At 67.6% G+C, this 16,763-nt stretch carries 13 protein-coding genes and 1 pseudogene; 10 read left to right on the top strand and 4 right to left on the bottom strand.

Annotation, left to right across the window (positions count from 1 at the left end; translation table 11 throughout):
- The first annotated feature begins 126 nt into the window (after window positions 1-126).
- The 3 genes from V7E00_RS04105 (at window position 127) to V7E00_RS04115 (ending at window position 3,304) form a co-directional block, all read left to right on the top strand.
- Window positions 127-1,134, top strand: coding sequence for a LacI family DNA-binding transcriptional regulator (locus tag V7E00_RS04105; protein WP_333571403.1), 1,008 nt, complete (start codon window positions 127-129; stop codon window positions 1,132-1,134).
- Window positions 1,135-1,201: 67 nt separating this feature from the next.
- Window positions 1,202-2,143, top strand: a complete 942-nt coding sequence (locus tag V7E00_RS04110; protein ID WP_333571404.1) for a VOC family protein — start codon at window positions 1,202-1,204, stop codon at window positions 2,141-2,143.
- Between the two features lie 90 nt (window positions 2,144-2,233).
- Entirely contained in the window at window positions 2,234-3,304 is a 1,071-nt protein-coding gene (locus V7E00_RS04115) for a helix-turn-helix domain-containing protein (protein WP_333571405.1), read from the top strand.
- Window positions 3,305-3,310: 6 nt separating this feature from the next.
- Here the strand turns inward: V7E00_RS04115 and V7E00_RS04120 are convergent, their stop codons facing one another.
- Complete coding sequence (locus V7E00_RS04120; protein WP_333571406.1) at window positions 3,311-4,966, bottom strand: Na/Pi symporter; 1,656 nt, start codon at window positions 4,964-4,966, stop codon at window positions 3,311-3,313.
- Between the two features lie 375 nt (window positions 4,967-5,341).
- On the opposite strand from V7E00_RS04120, the gene V7E00_RS04125 reads away from it, so the two are divergent.
- The 5 genes from V7E00_RS04125 (at window position 5,342) to V7E00_RS04145 (ending at window position 11,649) form a co-directional block, all read left to right on the top strand.
- Window positions 5,342-6,751 carry a hypothetical protein gene (locus V7E00_RS04125; RefSeq protein WP_333571407.1) on the top strand — a complete coding sequence of 470 codons (1,410 nt, stop codon included), beginning with the start codon at window positions 5,342-5,344 and terminating at the stop codon, window positions 6,749-6,751.
- A gap of 12 nt (window positions 6,752-6,763) precedes the next feature.
- Window positions 6,764-7,192 carry a substrate-binding domain-containing protein gene (locus V7E00_RS04130; protein ID WP_333571408.1) on the top strand — a complete coding sequence of 143 codons (429 nt, stop codon included), beginning with the start codon at window positions 6,764-6,766 and terminating at the stop codon, window positions 7,190-7,192.
- 6 nt (window positions 7,193-7,198) lie between these two features.
- The gene (locus tag V7E00_RS04135) at window positions 7,199-9,670 is read left to right on the top strand and encodes an ATP-binding SpoIIE family protein phosphatase (protein ID WP_333571409.1); all 2,472 of its coding nucleotides are present in this window, start codon (window positions 7,199-7,201) and stop codon (window positions 9,668-9,670) included.
- Window positions 9,671-9,690: 20 nt separating this feature from the next.
- Window positions 9,691-10,038, top strand: a complete 348-nt coding sequence (locus tag V7E00_RS04140) for an STAS domain-containing protein (RefSeq protein WP_333571410.1) — start codon at window positions 9,691-9,693, stop codon at window positions 10,036-10,038.
- Between the two features lie 153 nt (window positions 10,039-10,191).
- Window positions 10,192-11,649: a carbohydrate porin gene (locus V7E00_RS04145; RefSeq protein WP_333571411.1), complete on the top strand. Its 1,458-nt coding sequence runs from the start codon at window positions 10,192-10,194 to the stop codon at window positions 11,647-11,649.
- Window positions 11,650-11,782: 133 nt separating this feature from the next.
- Here V7E00_RS04145 and V7E00_RS04150 read toward each other — a convergent pair whose 3' ends face one another.
- The 3 genes and pseudogenes from V7E00_RS04150 to glpK form a co-directional block, all read right to left on the bottom strand.
- Window positions 11,783-12,268 (bottom strand): SRPBCC domain-containing protein, encoded by a 486-nt coding sequence (locus tag V7E00_RS04150; RefSeq protein WP_333571412.1) that lies wholly within the window; start codon window positions 12,266-12,268, stop codon window positions 11,783-11,785.
- Window position 12,269: 1 nt separating this feature from the next.
- Window positions 12,270-12,611 (bottom strand): ArsR/SmtB family transcription factor, encoded by a 342-nt coding sequence (locus V7E00_RS04155; protein ID WP_333571413.1) that lies wholly within the window; start codon window positions 12,609-12,611, stop codon window positions 12,270-12,272.
- 169 nt (window positions 12,612-12,780) lie between these two features.
- Window positions 12,781-14,265 (bottom strand): annotated as a pseudogene (gene glpK / locus V7E00_RS04160) (glycerol kinase GlpK).
- A 113-nt stretch (window positions 14,266-14,378) separates the two neighbouring features.
- On the opposite strand from glpK, the gene V7E00_RS04165 reads away from it, so the two are divergent.
- Entirely contained in the window at window positions 14,379-15,905 is a 1,527-nt protein-coding gene (locus V7E00_RS04165) for a glycerol-3-phosphate dehydrogenase (RefSeq protein ID WP_333571414.1), read from the top strand.
- Window positions 15,905-16,687, top strand: coding sequence for a DeoR/GlpR family DNA-binding transcription regulator (locus tag V7E00_RS04170; protein ID WP_333571415.1), 783 nt, complete (start codon window positions 15,905-15,907; stop codon window positions 16,685-16,687). The genes V7E00_RS04165 and V7E00_RS04170 overlap by 1 nt, the downstream gene beginning before the upstream one ends.
- Window positions 16,688-16,763: the final 76 nt, after the last annotated feature.

A 16,763-nucleotide genomic window follows, 5' to 3' on the forward strand; every position in this document is an offset into this window, starting at 1 on the left:
GCGTCCTCTCCCCCGAATGCGGCTGTGCCGCTGTTCGAATCGCAGCCTATGCAGGCTCGGATACGATGTAAAGGATTACATCGCAGGGGCTCGACACGGTTCGCCGCAGGCTACAAAGATATCTGCATGGCTACGATTATCGAGGTCGCCGCAGCCGCAGGCGTTTCCACTGCCACGGTCTCGCGCGTGCTGAGCCAGCCCGGGCGGGTGGCGGAGGCGACGCGGGCGCGGGTGATGGAAGTGGTCGAAGCGCTCGATTACCGGCCGAATGTCGCCGCGCGCACGCTGCGCACGCTGCGCGCCGCCAAGATCCTGCTGACGGTGCCGGACATCTCCAACCCCTTCTTCGCCAGCGTCATCCGCGGCGCCGAGGAAGCGGCGCGCGATGCAGGCTATGCCGTGGTGCTGGGCGATACCCGCCACGATCCCGAGGTCGAGGACCAATATGCCGAGATGCTGTCGCGCCGCGAGGTCGACGGATTGGTCTTCCTCGGCCATCGGTTGCCTGCGAGCCTGGAAGCGCTGGTGGCGCGGCAGGGCGCCTCGGCGCCGATCGTGAACGGCTGCGAATACAGCCCGGAACTCGGCGTGCCGAGCGTTCACATCGACAATGCGGCGGGCAGCGCCGACGCGATCGAGCATCTGGTCGAACTGGGCCACCGCGAAATCGGAGTCGTCACCGGGCCACCGATCAGCCCGATCAGCCGCGACCGCCTCGTCGGGGCGCTGCGGGCAGCGGAGCGGCACGGCCTCAAGGACCGGTTGCACCTGCGCGAGGGTGATTATGGCGCGGACTCCGCCCATCGCGCCGCGCGCGCGCTGCTGGGGGAGGGCGTTACCGCGCTGTTCTGCTTCAGCGACGAGATGGCGCTGGGCGCGATCAGCGCAGTGGGGGCGGCGGGGCTCTCCTGCCCGGGGGACGTTTCGGTGATCGGGTTCGACGACCTGCCCCTCGCACGCTTCTTCCACCCGGCGCTCACCACCATCGCCCAGCCCAAGGCGATGATCGGCCGGCGCGCGGTCGAGTTGCTGGTCGGCATCCTGCGCGGCGCCGAGCCTGCCGAACGGCAGCTGACGCTCGCCCACGAACTGATCCGCCGCGCCAGCACGGGACCTGCGCCGAACCCCCGGTGACACGCCGCGCCCCCGTGCTATGCTCCGGAAAAGGCGCGCAAAAGCGCCGGCTCACGGGAGAGAGACTATGCCCAGACTTCCCCTGCTTCCGCTGCGCCGTTGCGCCGCGCTTGCCTTGATCGCCGCCACGATGATCGGGGCCGCGCCGCCGGCGGCGCAGCGTCCCGCGATCACCGGCATCTCCCATCTCGCCGTCTACGCGACCGACATGGCCGCCACCGATCATTTCTATCGGGTGGTGCTCGGCGCACGGAAGGGCGCGGATCCTGAGGATCCTGCCGGCGTGCGCTACCATTTCAGCTCGCGTCAGTTCGTGGAGGTGCTGCCGGCACCTAAGAACCACGGGCCGAGCATGCTCGCCCATGTCGGCTACGTCACCGTGGACGCCGCGGGCCTGCGCACCTGGCTCCTCGCGCACGGTACCCGCGACCTCACCGAGGTGCAGCGCGGGGTGGGCGGCGACCGATGGTTCGGGGGGCGGGATCCCGAAGGCAACGCCGTCCAGTTCGTCCAGCCGGGCAGCCGCGATGTCACGGCGGAGAGAGGCGCGATCAGCGGCCGCATTCTCCATGTGGGCTATGCTGTGTACGATCGCGCGAAGCAGGACGGCTTCTATCGGACCCTGCTTGGCTTTCGCCCCTATTGGTACGGCGCATTCCACGCCGACAAGGTGGACTGGGTATCGCAGCAGCTCCCCGACGGGGGGGACTGGCTGGAATATATGATGGTCGGGGAGGGTTCGGACGTGACGCTCGACAAAGTCGATGCGCGACAGCTCGGCGTTCTGAACCATGTTTCGCTCGGCGTCGTGAACATGCAGGCGGCGGTGACGACGCTGTATCGGGAGAACCGGCTGAGCCCGCGGCACGATGGGCCGCAGATGGGGCTGGACGGCAAATGGCAGGCCAATTTCTACGATCCGGATGGCACGCGCGTCGAGCTGATGGAATTCAGGCCGGCGATGAAGCCATGCTGCTCTCCCTTCACGGGGGAGAGCCCGCAACCCTGAACCCCGCTTGTATGCCGGCGATACAACCCGCGCGGAAGATCCTGTTCAAAATGCAACGGTTGCGTTACGAAAATCGTGTACATGGGGGCAGTGCAGGAACAGCGTAACCTACAGGTGCGGGCGGAAGCGCCCGGCGTCCCCTATTTCAATGTCTCAAACGCGCCCCCGGAACTGCGTTTCGATGCCTATGCCCAGTCGGTCGATCCGATCTTCGACACGCGGCGTGAGGCGGTGCAGGGGGATTTCAGCGTCGGTCTGGACGGGTTCAACGCCGGCCCTGTGCTGATCGGCCGCTCGCGCATGTGGGGCGCGGCGTTCCACTATGACCGCGACGTGCGCAAGGTCGCGCACACCGGCGTCGAGGCGGTGCTGGTGCAGATCATCACCCGCGGCAGCGACGTGCGGCTGCACGACGGCGAGGCGACGGTGACGCGGCCGGGCGACATCTGCATCGCCGACATGACGCGCCCCTTCGCCACCCGCACCGACGGGTGTGAGAATATCAGCATGGTCGTGCATCACGGCGCGTTGGACCTGGACGAGCCAAGGCTGGACCGGCTGCACGGGAACGTGCTCCGGCGCGAAACGCTGGCGGCGCAGCTGCTGGGCGAACATGCAAGGATGCTGGTCGAACGGCTTCCGCAGGCGGGTGCAGAGGATGCGCTGGCGGTGGCACGCGCGACCGGGCTGATGATGGGTGGCCTGATTGCCCCCAGCGTTCAGGAAGGCGGGCAGCGTGCATCCGTGGCGGTGGCGGCGCTGTTCCGGATCAAGCGGTTCATCCGGGCCAATCTTGCGCATCCGGAGCTGGGACCGGAGATGGTCGCGCGGGCGATGGGCATGTCACGCGCCACGCTGTACCGTGCGTTCGCGCCGCTTGGCAGCGTGGGCGACTTCATCCGCCGGCAGCGGCTGGAGCGGGTGCTCAGCGATCTTGGCGACCCGGGCCAGCGCGGCAAGTCGATCGCCGAGATCGCCTATGGCTGGGGCTTTGCCGACTGGTCGACCTTCTCGCGCGCGTTCAAGGCCGCGTTCGGAATCACCCCCAGCGAGGCACGCGCGGGCGCAGGGATCGCTGCGGGTCAGGCCAGGGCAGGCGCGGGCGATGTGCTGCTGCCGCAATGGATCCGGACCATGGACGTACTGCGGCTGCACGGCTGAGCGGCCTCACATCGCCCGGGCGAGCGTCTGGCCGGCCCGGCCCGGTTCCTCGAACGGGCGCGTTGATCGTCCCTCTTCGGCTGCAGGATCGAGCAGCAGGACATAGCGGCGCAGCAGCCATACGCAGCGCTCGAACACCGTCGTTGCGGCGAAGGCGCGCTGCTGGGCGTCGTGCGGCATCGCCTCGGCTTGCATCCGGCGCCGAATCGAATCCATCAGCTCGGACCGATCGTGCGTCAGCATGCGGAGCATCACCAGGTCCTCCTCGTCGGGCGTCGCTGCAACGTCGGCGAGCGTCTCCAGCATGAGATGCAGGCTTTCGACCAGGCTGTGGAGCAGCGCGCGGACATTGTCATAATCCGCGCCGCCGGCACTTTCCGCCAGTTCGACCAGCGAGGTCTGCAGCGCCACGATCAGCTCGTTGCGGTCGCGCAGTCGCAGCGTCTGGTCCAGCACGTCGCGGCTGGTGTAGCGTTCGGCCAGTTCGGCAAGGAACATGTTGCACTCTCGCGTGACGGTGCGGTCCACCTCGCAGCGCCCCTGGACGCCGAGATCGTCGGCAGCGCCGTCCTCGCGCAACGCATCGAGATAGCGGGGCAGGCTGGCGAGCAGCCGCGCCTGTTCACGATTGGCGACGAGGATGGCAGTATCCGCATCGCCCATCGCGGCTTCGGACAGATATTGCGGCTTGCCGAGCACTTCCTCGATCGACGGCGGTGCCTGCGCCTCGATCAGGCGGCTGATCGGTGCATCGAGCAGCGCGATGCAAAGTGTCGAGGCAGCCTGGAGGGCCAGATACACCGCCGCCAGTTCGGCTGATCTGGAAAGGCCGAGGCGATCGAGCAGCGGGATCACCAGCTGGCCGCCGGAAATCCAGTCGGCGAGGAATACCAGCATCAGCGCGCCCACGCCCACTGCCTTGAGCGCGATCTGGTAGAGAACCAATTGCCGCGCGCTACCGGTGAGGCGGCCGGCAAGGGTTAGCCCCGAAAGGCCGGATCCCAGTCCGGCCCCGATCACGATCATCGCGCCGGCGGCGAAGGGAAGCAGTCCTGCACCGGCCATCGCCATCGCCACCACCGTGACCGTGGTGGAAGACTGGATGACCATCGCCACCGCCAGCCCGATCGCGAAGCTGATCGGCCAGAAGCGCGCGGACATTTGCATCGCCTCGCGCAGCATCTCCGAATCGCGCAGCGCATGGGCCGCCGTCTTGATCAGGTCGACGCCGAGGAACAGCAGGCCGACGCCCAGAAGCGCACTGACCAGATAGCGATAGCGGCTGGACTGATCGAGGTTGAAGTAGAAGGCGAGCCCCGTCGCGCCGATCAGCACCAGGATGAAATCGTGCATGCTCAGCGCCGCGACCAGCACCAGCAGCGAGGTGCCGAGATTTGCCCAGCTGATCACCGGCATGGCCTTGCGCTTGTCGATCGCGCCGGCGCTGACCAGTGCGACGAGCACGAAGGTGACCGCATTGACGCTTTGCATGATCGCCCCGGCCAGCAGGCCGAAGGCGGCGGTGGAGCCGGCGCCGCTCACCGCGCGGGTGATCAGCCGGCGCAGCTTGCGGCCGGCCATCTGCTTGAGATTGGCCCCGATCAGCCGGATGCCGATGAAGAAGAGCCCCAGGCCGGCAAACAGGCTGGCGACGAAATCCATGCTGCGCGTGTACCCTCAAATGCTGCGTCGCGGACGGTTGCTCAGACCGCGCTCTCTGCCATCCCTGCGCCGCCGATATGACGGCAAAAAGTAACGCGGCGCATCGATGCAGTAACGATCATGGCAAGGCGTCTCAAAGATGATGCAAATTTTCTCATGCGCCGCGTTGTAATCACCTCGTCACAAAGTTGTTTCTACAGCTGCGCGCCGGTTCATCACGGGGGTTGAAGGGCGCGTCGTCGGGGGGCGGTGCGTCTTTCTGCAAGGTGATGCACCGGCGAATACAAGGCGGCGCACTCGCACGGGACACAGGAAGCGCCGCCGCACGGTGGGAGGGATGGCATGCACGCCATCCCGTGGGGACGAGTACAACGGATGAAGAATGTCGCAGGCGCCGTTCGGGGCGTCGGGGCGAAATCCTGGTCGGCGCAGGTCGTGGCCGGGCTCGTCGGCAGTGCTGCGCTGATCGGCCTGGCGCCGGCACCGGTGCATGCCCAGGAAGAGCCGTCAGCAGTGTCGGATGCCGCACCGGAAAAGGCGCCCAGCAACTTCCATGTCTCCGGCTTCGCCACCGTCGGGTTCGTCTATAACGACAATCGCGACGCGGGCGTGATCACCGCCTATTCGGATGCCCACCCGTCGAAGCATGGGCTCTCCGCGGATCTTGATTCGGTGGTCGGGCTGCAGGCCGTGTGGCGGCCGCTCCCCGGCACGTCGCTGACGGCGCAGGGTGTCGCCCGGCCGTACGGCGACAGCGTGCGCGTCGACCTGCGCATGGCCTATCTGCGCCAGGAGCTCGGCCGCAACGTCGCGGTGCGCGTGGGCCGCATCCGCAGCCCGCTCTATTTCGACTCCGACGTGGCGGAGGTAGGCTATGCCTATCTCACCGCGCGGCCGCCGATCCCGCTGTACAGCATCGTCAATAGCGTCGGTGCGCTCGACGGCGGCGACGTGCAGCTCCGCCACGCCTGGGGCGATACAGCGGTGATGGTGCAGGGCTATGTCGGCGACAGCCGCTATGACCATCAATTCTACAACCAGGGCAACGCCGCCCGTGCGCGGGTGACGGGCATCCACGGCGCATCGGTCAGCCTGATCCTGCCCTGGATCACCGTCCGGGCGTCGCGCACCTGGGTGCATCGGTACACGATGCGCGGGGCCAATATCGACCAGCTCAATGCGGGTCTCGCGCAGCTTTCCGGCGGCCTGTCGATGGCAGCGGCGAACCCGTTCCTGCCAGCGCCCTATGCCGCGGCGCTCAAGGGCAGGGCGGCAGGGGTCGCGGCGCTGGCCGATCCGTTCGACAACCGGCCGATCTATACGAGCGTCGGGTTCGACGGCTCCTACCGCAAGCTGCGCGTGCTCGGCGAATGGACCGCGCTCGACTCGCGGTCCGCCATGATCGGCAAATATGAAGGGTTTCAGGGCACGGTGGGCTACGGCATCGGCACGGTGACGCCTTATGTCACCTATGCCAAGAACCGCCGCATCGACGGCCCGCTGGATACCGGCGCGCTGAACCCGACCCGGCTCGATCCGGCGCTGGATGCGGGGCTCGGCCAGCTGCAGGGCGCCTTCGCGCTCGCCCGCAGCTTCGCCGATCTGTCGATGCGTTCGCTGAGCGTCGGCGCGCGCTGGGATCTGCGTGCGAACATGGCGGTGAAGCTGCAATATGATCGCCTGACCACGCCGGCATCGACCGTGCCGGGGATGTTCGCCGCGCCGAAGCTGCCGATCGACCGCACCGCCAATCTGGCGACGCTCGCCCTGAACCTGGTTTTCTAGGAGCTGCCAGCCATGAACCTCTTCCTTCCCATCATGGCCGTGTTTGCGGTCCAGTCGGGCGCGGGGCGCGGCGGCGACGAGCTGGTGGTGATCGCCAACCGCTCGGCGCCCGTGGAACGGCTCGACAACCAGAAGACCACGCAGATCTTCCTCAAGCAGATCCAGACCTGGTCCGACGGCAAGCCGATCACGCCCGTGGACGTGGCCGAGGGATCGCCGCTGCGTGCGGAATTCTATGCGCGCGTCACCGGGCGCAGCGTCGGGCAGATCCGTGCCTATTGGGCGCGGCAGGAATTCACCGGCATGGGCTTCCGCCCGCGCCAGGCCGCGAGCGCAGCCGATGTCGCGCGGGTGGTGCAGGCTACGCCGGGGGCGATCGGCTATGTCAGCCGCAAGGCGGCGACACCCGCGGTGAAGGTGGTGCTGGACGTGAGCCGCTAGGGCAGCATGGCAAGCGCGGCGCCTTCCTCCTGGCACCAGGCCTATGCCCGCTTTTTTGGGCCGACGGTGTGGATCTCCGGGCGGCTGAGCTTTCCGCGCAAATATCTGCTGATTGGGCTGCTGGTGCTGGTGGCGCTCGGCACGCTGAGCGCGCCGTTGCTCGATCAGCTTCGCAAGGACGTTCACAGCACTGCGACCGAGCGGAAGGGCCTCGATCGTATCGCCGCCCAGACGCGGCTGCTGGGCAACCTGATCCGCTGGCGGAGCGCGCTGCTCGGGGGCAGCGCGGCGCCGGCGCTGTCTGCGCTGGATAGATCGGTGTCCGCGCAGGCGATAGTGGCGCGTGGCGACGGGCTGTCGGCGGGGGCCGACCGGCTCGAGCAGGCGTGGCGTACCGCAGCTGGGGCAGGGGACACCCCGCAGGTGCGCTTCGCCGCCTCGACCGCCGTGATCAACGCGAACCTTGCGCTGATCCGGGACGAGGCACGCGTCTATCGCCTCAATGTCGATCCGGAGCTGGATGCGACGCTCGACATGCTGAGCGATCGGCTGCCGGTGGTGATCGACACGCTGGGCAAGCAGCATGATGCACTGGCGATCGGCGGCACCGACATTGCCTCCTATGCGCTGGGCGCGCAGGTGGTGCTGACCGAAAGCGCCCCTGCCCTGCGGGCGGGGATCGCCCAGCTGAGCGGCAGCGGCGGCGACCTTTCCGGGCGGCTCGACCGGCTGCTCGCCGGCATCGCCCGGCAGCAGGATGCCGCCGATCGCAGTCTCGGCATGCCCTCGGCGCTGGGGGAGCTGGCGCGGATCGCGCGGGCGAACGTCGCCTCGGCGCAGGCGCTGCTGCAGCGCGTGCAGGCCGAGGTCGACCAGCGGCTGGCGCGGCGCTCGGCCAGGCTCCAGCGCTTCCAATGGGTGATCGGGCTGCTGATCGCAGGCGCGCTGGTGGCCATCGGCTATCTGTTCGCGGGGATCTACATCTCCACCCTCCGTTCGCTGAAGAGCCTGTCCGATGGCACCGAACGCTTCTGCGCGGGCGAGTTCGACACGCGCATCACGCTGGAGACGCATGACGAGCTCGTCCTCGTCGCCCGCAATTTCAACACGATGGCGACCGAATTCGGCAGGTTGCTGGGGGTGATCAAGCGCCAGAACGAAACGCGTGAGGCGGAGCTCGAATCGCAGGTCCGGTTGCGCACCGCCGAGCTGGCCGAGCGCAACCGCGAACTGCACCGTGCCGCCCGGCGTGTGGCGGAGGAGCTCGACCTCGCGCGCAACATGCAGCAGGCGATCCTGCCGCAGACCTTCCCGGACGAGCCGAGCTGGTCCGTAAGCGCGGCGATGCACCCGGCGCGCGAGCTGGGCGGCGACTTCTACGATTTCTTCGGGCTGCCCGGCGGCCGCTACGGCATGCTGGTGGCGGATGTTTCCGGAAAGGGCGTCGGCGCGGCCTTCTTCATGGCGGTATCGCGCACGGTGATCCTCGATCTGGCGCTGTCCGGCCTGCCGCCGGAGCAGGTGCTGGCCCGCGCCAATGATCTGCTGTGCGAGCGCAACCCGATGGAGCTGTTCGTCACTGCCTGTTACGCGGTGTTCGACCCCGCCGACGGGAGCCTGCGCTATGCCAATGCCGGGCATCATGCCCCTCTGGTGCGGCGTGCCGGCGCCCGGGCCGAACCGCTGCCCTGCGCGCGCGACATCGCGCTCGGCGTGCTGCCCGGCATGGACTATCGCGGCATCGATGCGGCGCTGGGCGTCGGGGAGTGCCTGCTGCTCTATACCGACGGCGTGACCGAGGCGTTCGACCGGCATGGCGCCGCCTATGGCGATCCGCGGCTCCAGGCCTGGTTCGAGGCGACTCCGCCCGACGCGGCGGCAGGCGAACTGGTGGAGGCGCTGGTCGCTGATGTCGCTGCCTTTGTCGACGGCGAGGAAGCCTCAGACGACTTGACGTGCCTGGTACTGTGTCGAAAGTCGGGAGTCCGCATGGAAGATACGCCCCCTTCTGGTTCGCACGCCGCACCGCCGGTGATCCTGGGTGCGAAGGCGCAATTGCTCCATCACCGCCTGCCGTCGCGTGTCGAGGCGCTCGCACCGCTTGCCGAGGCGGTGGAAGCCGTGCTGCCCGACCGGCCGGATCTGGCCTTCACCGCCAATGTCTGCCTGGAAGAGCTGATCACCAATACGATCGTTCACGGCCTGGGCGGCGCGCCGGATCACGAGATCGAGGTGTTCGTCAATCGCTCGGACGAATGGCTGGAGATCATCGTCAAGGACGACGCGCCGAAGTTCGATCCCTTCGCCGAGGCGCCCGCGCCCGACCTCGATGTCGACCTGGACGACCGGCCGATCGGTGGGCTTGGCGTGCATCTCGTCAAGACGATGATGGACATCGCCCATGCCTATAACGACGGCAACGGCAACCTGATCATTCTGTTGAAGACGCTGCAGGCGTCGACCCCTTCTCAAGCGTAGCGGAGATGGTAGGAGCAGCCATGGCTTTTCACTCCGAACTGATCGTCGAGGACGGCATCCACTGGCTCGCCTTGCAGGGCCGGCTGGACAGCGCCACCTCGGGCACGCTCGAGCAGACCATCCAGCCGCTGTTCGAGAGCGCCGGGGCGGTGGTGCTGGTGATGGATCTGGAGCAGCTCGCCTATATCTCGAGCGCCGGCCTGCGCGTGGTGCTGATGGCGGCCAAGCGCGCCAAGCAGTCGGGCGGCCGGCTGTTGTTGTGCGGTCTCTCCCCGGCGGTGCGCGAGCTGTTCGAGATCAGCGGCTTCCTCAAGATCCTGGAGGTGTGCGCCGACCGGGCCGCGGCGAGCGGGCTGATCGCGGCCTGACCCAAGATAGGGGCTGTGCTGCCCGCCCGGACGCGCTCTTGATGCCGATCCTCGCACGCGCGGGCGCCCTCCCGGCCGCTCATGCTTGCGCTGGTGTGCAACCAAATGGCCGGCCGGCCTTTTGATGCGCCGCAACCATAAAAGGGATTCGGGATGAAGCGTGGGACTTGGCGCGCGGGGCAGGGGGCCCTGTTGGCGATCGTGGCGATGGGCGCAGCAATGCCTGCCCCGGCGCAACAGGTCGATGTCGGCGCACCGCCGCCGCCGGCGGACGAGATCGACAAGCCGAAGCCCGACGCCACGCAGCAGGATGCCGGCTCGGGCCCGCGCGCCGATACCCAGCGCCGCGCGCGCAGCCATGCGCTCCACCCGCGCGACCCGTCGCCTTCTTCGCTGGCTGGTGACACGCAGAGTGCGCCGCCGCCTGGCCTGATCGGCGACTGGCAGGAGATCCGTACCCGCCTGGGCGAGCGCGGTATCGGCCTCTCGGCCCGCTATGCCTCGGAAACCGCCTACAACTTCACCGGCGGCGACCGCGATCTGGTGGCGGAAACCGGCCAGTTCGATTTCGGAGCGCTGCTCGATCTCGACAAGCTGGTCGGCTGGGGCGGGGCAGCGCTGCAGGGGACGGTCACCTGGCGGCGCGGCATCGACCTGACCACCACCGCCGGTCTCGGCACGCTGCAGCAGGTGCAGGAAGTCTATGGCCGCGGGCAGACGGTGCGCGTCACCCAGCTATGGCTCCAGCAGAAGCTGGGCGACAAGGTGGAGGTGAAGCTGGGCCGCACCAATCCCGGCGAGGATTTCGCGGTGTTTTCCTGCCATTTCCAGAATCTCAGTTTCTGCGGCGCGCAGCCCGGCAATCTGGCGGGCGATTATTGGTACAACTGGCCGGTCAGCCAATGGGGGGCGAACGTCCATGTCGACGTCGCACCCGGCGTCTATGTGCAGGGCGGTGCCTATGAGGTGAACCCGCGCAACCTCGAAAGCACCTTCTTCATCGGCCATTTCAAGGGGGCGACCGGCGTGCTGCTCCCCGCGGAGATCGGCTGGACCCGCGGTGGCGACGAGGGGCGCGTCGGCTCGTACAAGCTTGGCGGCTGGATCTCGACTGCTGATGGCAACGACCTGGTGCTTGACGTAAACCGCCAGCCACGTGCGGTGACGGGCCTCGCGCCGCTCCAGCACTCGAGCCGCTACGGTGTGTTCGCCAGCGTCCAGCAGCAGTTGACGGGCACCTCGAAGGATGGTCGATCGCTGACGGGCTTCAGCATGTTCGCGAATGTGACCTTTGCGGACCGGGCGACGACGCTGACCGACAACCAGGTATCGGTCGGGCTGTTCTACAAGGGGCTCGCGCCCAGCCTGCCGGGGGATGTGATCGGCCTGGCGGTGGCACGAACCAATGTGAACGGGCGGATCGACACGGCGGATCGGCTGGCGGGCAAGCCGGCGCGGGACGCGGAATATGCGGCGGAACTCTATTACAGCGTCTCGCCGACCGAGTGGCTGGTGGTGCAGCCGAACGTGCAGTGGATCCACCAGCCCGGCGGCGTGAAGAACGCCAAGGATGTCGGCGTGCTCGGATTGAAGTTCGCGCTGACGTTGTAGGGTAGGTTCCTAAGCCCCTCCCCTTCAGGGGAGGGGTGGGGGTGGGGGCTGAGCTGGAAGCGAATCCGCTTCTTGCACGTCATGCCCCACCCCCAACCCCTCCCCTGAAGGGGAGGGGCTTAGAAGAAAGGGATCACCCCTCCACCACCGCCGCCAACTGCTCGAACTGCTCGGCGATACCGCCTTCCATCCCCTCGAAGGCTTCGTCGAGCGACTCCTTCGATCCGTGGCGATCATGATAGGTGACCAGCGTCTTGCCGTCAGTCTCCTCGAAGGTGACGGTCGTCAGCGCGCCGTCAACGCTCTCCTCGTTGGTCCAGACGATCTTCTCGTTGGGGACCACCTCGACATAACGGCCGAAAAACGCGTGGACTTCGCCCTCGTCCGCGCCGAATTCCAGCCGGTAGCTGCCGCCGGTCCGCACGTCCATTTCGCAAGTCCGCAGGGCGATCGGCACAGACTTGGGCACCCACCAGCAGCGGAACAGGTCGGGGGTGCTCCACGCCTGGAAGACCAGCCGGGCAGGGGCGTCGAAGGTGCGCCGGACGACCATGTCCACGTCCGAGGTACGCTCCACCCTGGTCCGCGACGTCGCGGCGTCATGCATGCTCAAGCCCATCCTACTGCTCCTTGCGTTTGAGTTCCTCTACAATGTCGTCCAGCGCATCGAACCGCGCGTCCCACAGCTGCTGCAGCCCTTCGATCCACGCGGCTTCCGCCATCAGGCCGCGACCGCCCAGCCGGCAGGTCCGCACCCGCCCGACCTTCTCGGTGGTGACGAGGCCTGCCTGTTCCAGCACGCCGATATGCTTCTTCATGCCGGTGAGGGTCATGTCGAACGCGTCGGCGAGCGCCGAGACCGAGCTTTCCTGCCGCCCGAGCCGCTCCAATATGCCACGCCGGGTGGCATCGGAGAGCGCGGCGAACGATGCATCCAGCGCGGCGCTGCTATACTGAACCATGTGGTTCAGTGTTACTTGGAGTCGTGGGGAAGAGCAAGGGGCGACGACAATAGCCCCTCCTCCTTGGAGGAGGGGTTGGGGTGGAGGGATTCCAGAACGTAGGTTGGTCTCGGTGAGACACGGCCCCACCCCAACCCCTCCCCTGAAGGGGAGGGGCTTAGCGCGCCACTTACCCCAGCGTCCGCCGCAGGGCGTCGTGCCAGCCGGCGAGCAGCGTCGTGCGGTGTGCTGCGTCCATCGCCGGTTCGAAACAGGCTTGGCGCGACCAGATGGCCGAGAGCTCGTCCAGCCCGGACCATAGCCCCACCGCGAGCCCGGCATGGAAGGCAGCGCCACGGGCGGTGGTCTCCAGGTCGTCCGGCCGCTCCACCGCGACATCGAGAATGTCGGCAAGGAAGCGGCACAGCCAGTCGTTCGCCGCCATGCCGCCGTCCACGCGCAGCATCGCCGGGCGCGTGCCACCATCCTGCACCATCGCGGCGACAAGGTCGTAGGTCTGGTAGGCGACCGCCTCCAGCGCCGCGCGGGCGAGGTGCGCCTGGGTGGCGCTGAGCGTCAACCCGAAGATCGCGCCGCGCGCCTCCGGATCCCAGTGCGGCGCGCCAAGGCCGACGAACGCCGGGACCATGTAGACGCCGTGGCTGTCGGACACCCGCGTCGCCATGTCGTTGGTCTACCGCGCATGGGTGATCACGCCGATCCCGTCGCGCAGCCATTTGATCGCCGCGCCGGCGACGAAGATCGAGCCTTCGAGCGCATAGGCGGTGCGGCCGTTGATCCGGTAGGCGGGCGTGGTGAGCATGCGATGCTCGGAGGTGACCGCCTTTTCCCCGGTGTTGAGCAGCAGGAAGCAGCCGGTGCCATAGGTCGACTTCGCCGTGCCCGGTGCGAAGCAGCATTGGCCGAACAGTGCCGCCTGCTGGTCTCCGGCCATGCCGGCGATCGGAATCGGTAGGCCGAAATATTCGGGATCGGTCATCCCATAGACATGGGCGTTGTCGTGCACCTCCGGCAGCAGCGCCATCGGAATGCCGAACAGCCGGCACAATTCCGCATCCCACGCGCCCGTATGGATGTTGAACAGCGAGGTCCGCGCGGCATTGGTCACGTCGGTCGCGTGCACCGCACCCTTGGTCAGTCGCCAGAGCAGAAAGCTGTCGATCGTGCCGAAGGCGAGTTCCCCGCGCTCCGCCCGTGCGCGGGCGCCCGGCACATGGTCGAGGATCCAGCCGAGCTTGGTTGCCGAGAAATAGGGATCGACCAGCAGGCCGGTGCGCGCCCGCACCTCCGCCTCGACGCCGTCTGCCTTGAGGTCGTGGCAGCGATCGGCGGTGCGCCGGTCCTGCCAGACGATGGCGCGGTGGATCGGTGCGCCGGTCGCGCGGTCCCACACCAGGGTCGTCTCGCGCTGGTTGGTGATTCCGATCGCGGCGATGCTTGCCACGCCCACGCCGCTCTTCAGCAGCGCCTCGCGAGCGGTGGTCAGCGCGTCGTGCCAGATTGTCTCGGGGTCATGCTCGACCCAGCCCTGGTCGGGATAATGCTGTTCGAATTCGGTCTGCGCGGTGGCGACGCGGCGCCCGGCGGAATCGAAGATCACGCTGCGGGTGGAGGTGGTGCCCTGATCGATCGCGAGAATGTGATTCCGGTCCACCAAGCCCCTCCCTCTATTTGTCCGAACGCTCGTAGATTTTCGTTCGCGCGTCAACGCTTTCGTTTCTGTTCACTTCATGCTAAAAACGAACAATAGCGAACATGAGGCGAAGCATGGCGGCCGCGCATTCCGACGAGCGTTTCGATCTGCTGGTGGTTGGCGGCGGCATCAACGGCGCCGGGATCGCGCGCGACGCGGCGGGGCGGGGCCTGTCGGTGCTGCTGGTCGAGAAGGAAGACCTTGCCAGCCACACCTCCTCGGCCTCGACCAAGCTGATCCATGGCGGCCTGCGCTATCTCGAATATGGCGAGTTCCGCCTGGTGCGCGAGGCGCTGATCGAGCGCGAGCGGCTGTGGAGCATGGCGCCCCACATCATCTGGCCGCTGCGCTTCGTGCTGCCGCAGACCCAGTCGCCGCGCCCGGCCTGGATGGTGCGGCTGGGGCTGTTCCTCTACGACCATCTCGGCGGCCGGAAGAAGCTGCCGGGCACCGACACGATCGACCTTGCCCGCACGCCGTTCGGGCGCGGTCTCAAGACCGCTCGGGGAAAGGCGTTCGTCTATTCGGACTGCTGGGTGGAAGACAGCCGGCTGGTGGTGCTCAACGCGATGGACGCGGCGGAGAAGGGCGCGCAGATTCGCACCCGCACCACGCTGCTCGGCGCTCGCCGCGATGGGGCCGAGTGGGTTGCGACGATCGCCGATGAAGGCGGCGAACGCACCGTGCGCGCCCGGGCGCTGGTCAACGCAGCGGGGCCCTGGGTCGCGGACGTGCTCGGGCGCGTTCCGGACGTTGTTGCCGATCGCGGGCTGCGACTGGTGAAGGGCAGCCATCTCGTCGTGCCCAGGCTTTATCCGGGCGAGCATGCCTTCATGCTGCAGAATCCCGATCGCCGGATCGTGTTCATGGTGCCCTATGAGAACAAGTACACGCTGATCGGCACCACCGACGAAGTGTGGGAAGGCGCGCCTGGCAAGGCGCAGATCAGCGCCGCGGAAACCCGTTATCTGCTCGATACCGCCGCGCGCTATTTCGCCGATCCGCCGTCCGAGAAGGACGTGGTGTGGAGCTATGCCGGCATCCGCCCGCTCTACGACGACAAGGCGGGCAATGCCTCGGCGGTGACGCGCGACTATGTGCTCGACCTCGACGGTGAGGAGGGCTGCGCCCCGATGCTGAGCATCTTCGGCGGCAAGATCACCACCTACCGCAAGCTCGCCGAGCACGCGATGGCCGAACTTGCCCGCTTCTTCCCCGATGCGGGCCAGGCCTGGACGGCGGGGGCAGTGCTGCCGGGGGGCGATTTGCCGGACGGTGACTTCGATCGCTTCGTGGCCGGGCTGCAGCATGCGCGGCCGGGCATGCCCGCCGATCTCCTGCGGCGGCTGGCCCGCGCCTATGGCACCCGTGTCCATGCGCTGCTGGGCAACACGATGACGCCGTTCGATCTGGGCAGTGATCTCGGCGGCGGGCTGACGCTGCGCGAAGTCGAGTATCTGCGCGCGCACGAATGGGCGAGTACCGCCGAGGACATTCTGTACCGGCGGAGCAAGCTTGGGTTGCACGTTCCGCCGGGCACCGAGGCGCGGCTGGCGACCTATCTGGCGGGCGATCCGCCGCGTCTGGCACGTTCCGCCTGATGGCCGAGGATCTGCCTGATCTGGTGGCTGGGCGGCATCGGCGCATTCTCGAGCTTGCCCGGCAGACCGGCAGTGTAAGCGTGGAGGCGCTGGCGACGGCGCTGGAGGTAACCCCGCAAACTATCCGCCGCGATCTGAACCAGCTCGCCCGGCAGGCGATGCTGTCGCGCGTGCACGGCGGGGCCGTCGTGACCTCGGGCGTCGACAATCTGGACCGGGAGGCGCGTCGCCAGGTCGCGGCCGGGGCCAAGGCGGCGATCGGTGAGGCGGCGGCGGCGCTGGTGCCGGATGGCGCCAGCCTGTTCATCAACATCGGCACCACCACCGAGGCGATCGCCCGGGCGCTGGTTCGCCACCGGCATCTGCTGGTGGTGACCAACAACCTGAACGTCGCCGACATTCTGGGCGGCGTGCCGACGATCGAGGTGGTAGTGGCCGGCGGCAAGGTGCGCGCGAGCGACCGCGCCGTGGTCGGCGCGCTGGCGATGGATTTCCTGCGCGGCTTCAAGCTCGATTACGCGCTGATCGGTGCCTCCGCGATCGATGGCGAGGGCACGTTGCTCGACTTCGACATGGACGAGGTGCGCGTCTCGCAAACGATCATCGAACAGGCGCGCACCGTGATCCTGGCAAGTGACCAGACCAAATTCGGCCGCCCTGCGCCGGTTCGGATCGCGGAGATCGCAGTCGTTGATCATTTGGTCACTGATCGCCTCCTACATGATGGTATCGCGGCAGCATGCGCGGCGGGGCAGGTGCGGGTGACCGAAACGAGCGCTTGATTGGTCAGGCCAATTGGTGCAGCATGGTCAGGCGATGAGAAGAAGCGGCTGGGGAGCCGTTCCAGAGAGGGGCAGT

It is taken from the genome of Sphingomonas sp. (assembly GCF_036731925.1).
In the GTDB taxonomy this organism is placed as follows: domain Bacteria; phylum Pseudomonadota; class Alphaproteobacteria; order Sphingomonadales; family Sphingomonadaceae; genus Sphingomonas.

Coding starts and splice junctions, on each gene's coding strand:
- V7E00_RS04150 (WP_333571412.1), bottom strand. CDS start 12,268: ATGGGCTTGAGCATGCATGACGCCGCGACGTCGCGGACCAGGGTGGAG.
- V7E00_RS04105 (WP_333571403.1), top strand. CDS start 127: ATGGCTACGATTATCGAGGTCGCCGCAGCCGCAGGCGTTTCCACTGCC.
- V7E00_RS04110 (WP_333571404.1), top strand. CDS start 1,202: ATGCCCAGACTTCCCCTGCTTCCGCTGCGCCGTTGCGCCGCGCTTGCC.
- V7E00_RS04165 (WP_333571414.1), top strand. CDS start 14,379: ATGGCGGCCGCGCATTCCGACGAGCGTTTCGATCTGCTGGTGGTTGGC.
- V7E00_RS04120 (WP_333571406.1), bottom strand. CDS start 4,966: ATGGATTTCGTCGCCAGCCTGTTTGCCGGCCTGGGGCTCTTCTTCATC.
- V7E00_RS04130 (WP_333571408.1), top strand. CDS start 6,764: ATGAACCTCTTCCTTCCCATCATGGCCGTGTTTGCGGTCCAGTCGGGC.
- V7E00_RS04145 (WP_333571411.1), top strand. CDS start 10,192: ATGAAGCGTGGGACTTGGCGCGCGGGGCAGGGGGCCCTGTTGGCGATC.
- V7E00_RS04135 (WP_333571409.1), top strand. CDS start 7,199: ATGGCAAGCGCGGCGCCTTCCTCCTGGCACCAGGCCTATGCCCGCTTT.
- V7E00_RS04155 (WP_333571413.1), bottom strand. CDS start 12,611: ATGGTTCAGTATAGCAGCGCCGCGCTGGATGCATCGTTCGCCGCGCTC.
- V7E00_RS04170 (WP_333571415.1), top strand. CDS start 15,905: ATGGCCGAGGATCTGCCTGATCTGGTGGCTGGGCGGCATCGGCGCATT.
- V7E00_RS04140 (WP_333571410.1), top strand. CDS start 9,691: ATGGCTTTTCACTCCGAACTGATCGTCGAGGACGGCATCCACTGGCTC.
- V7E00_RS04125 (WP_333571407.1), top strand. CDS start 5,342: ATGAAGAATGTCGCAGGCGCCGTTCGGGGCGTCGGGGCGAAATCCTGG.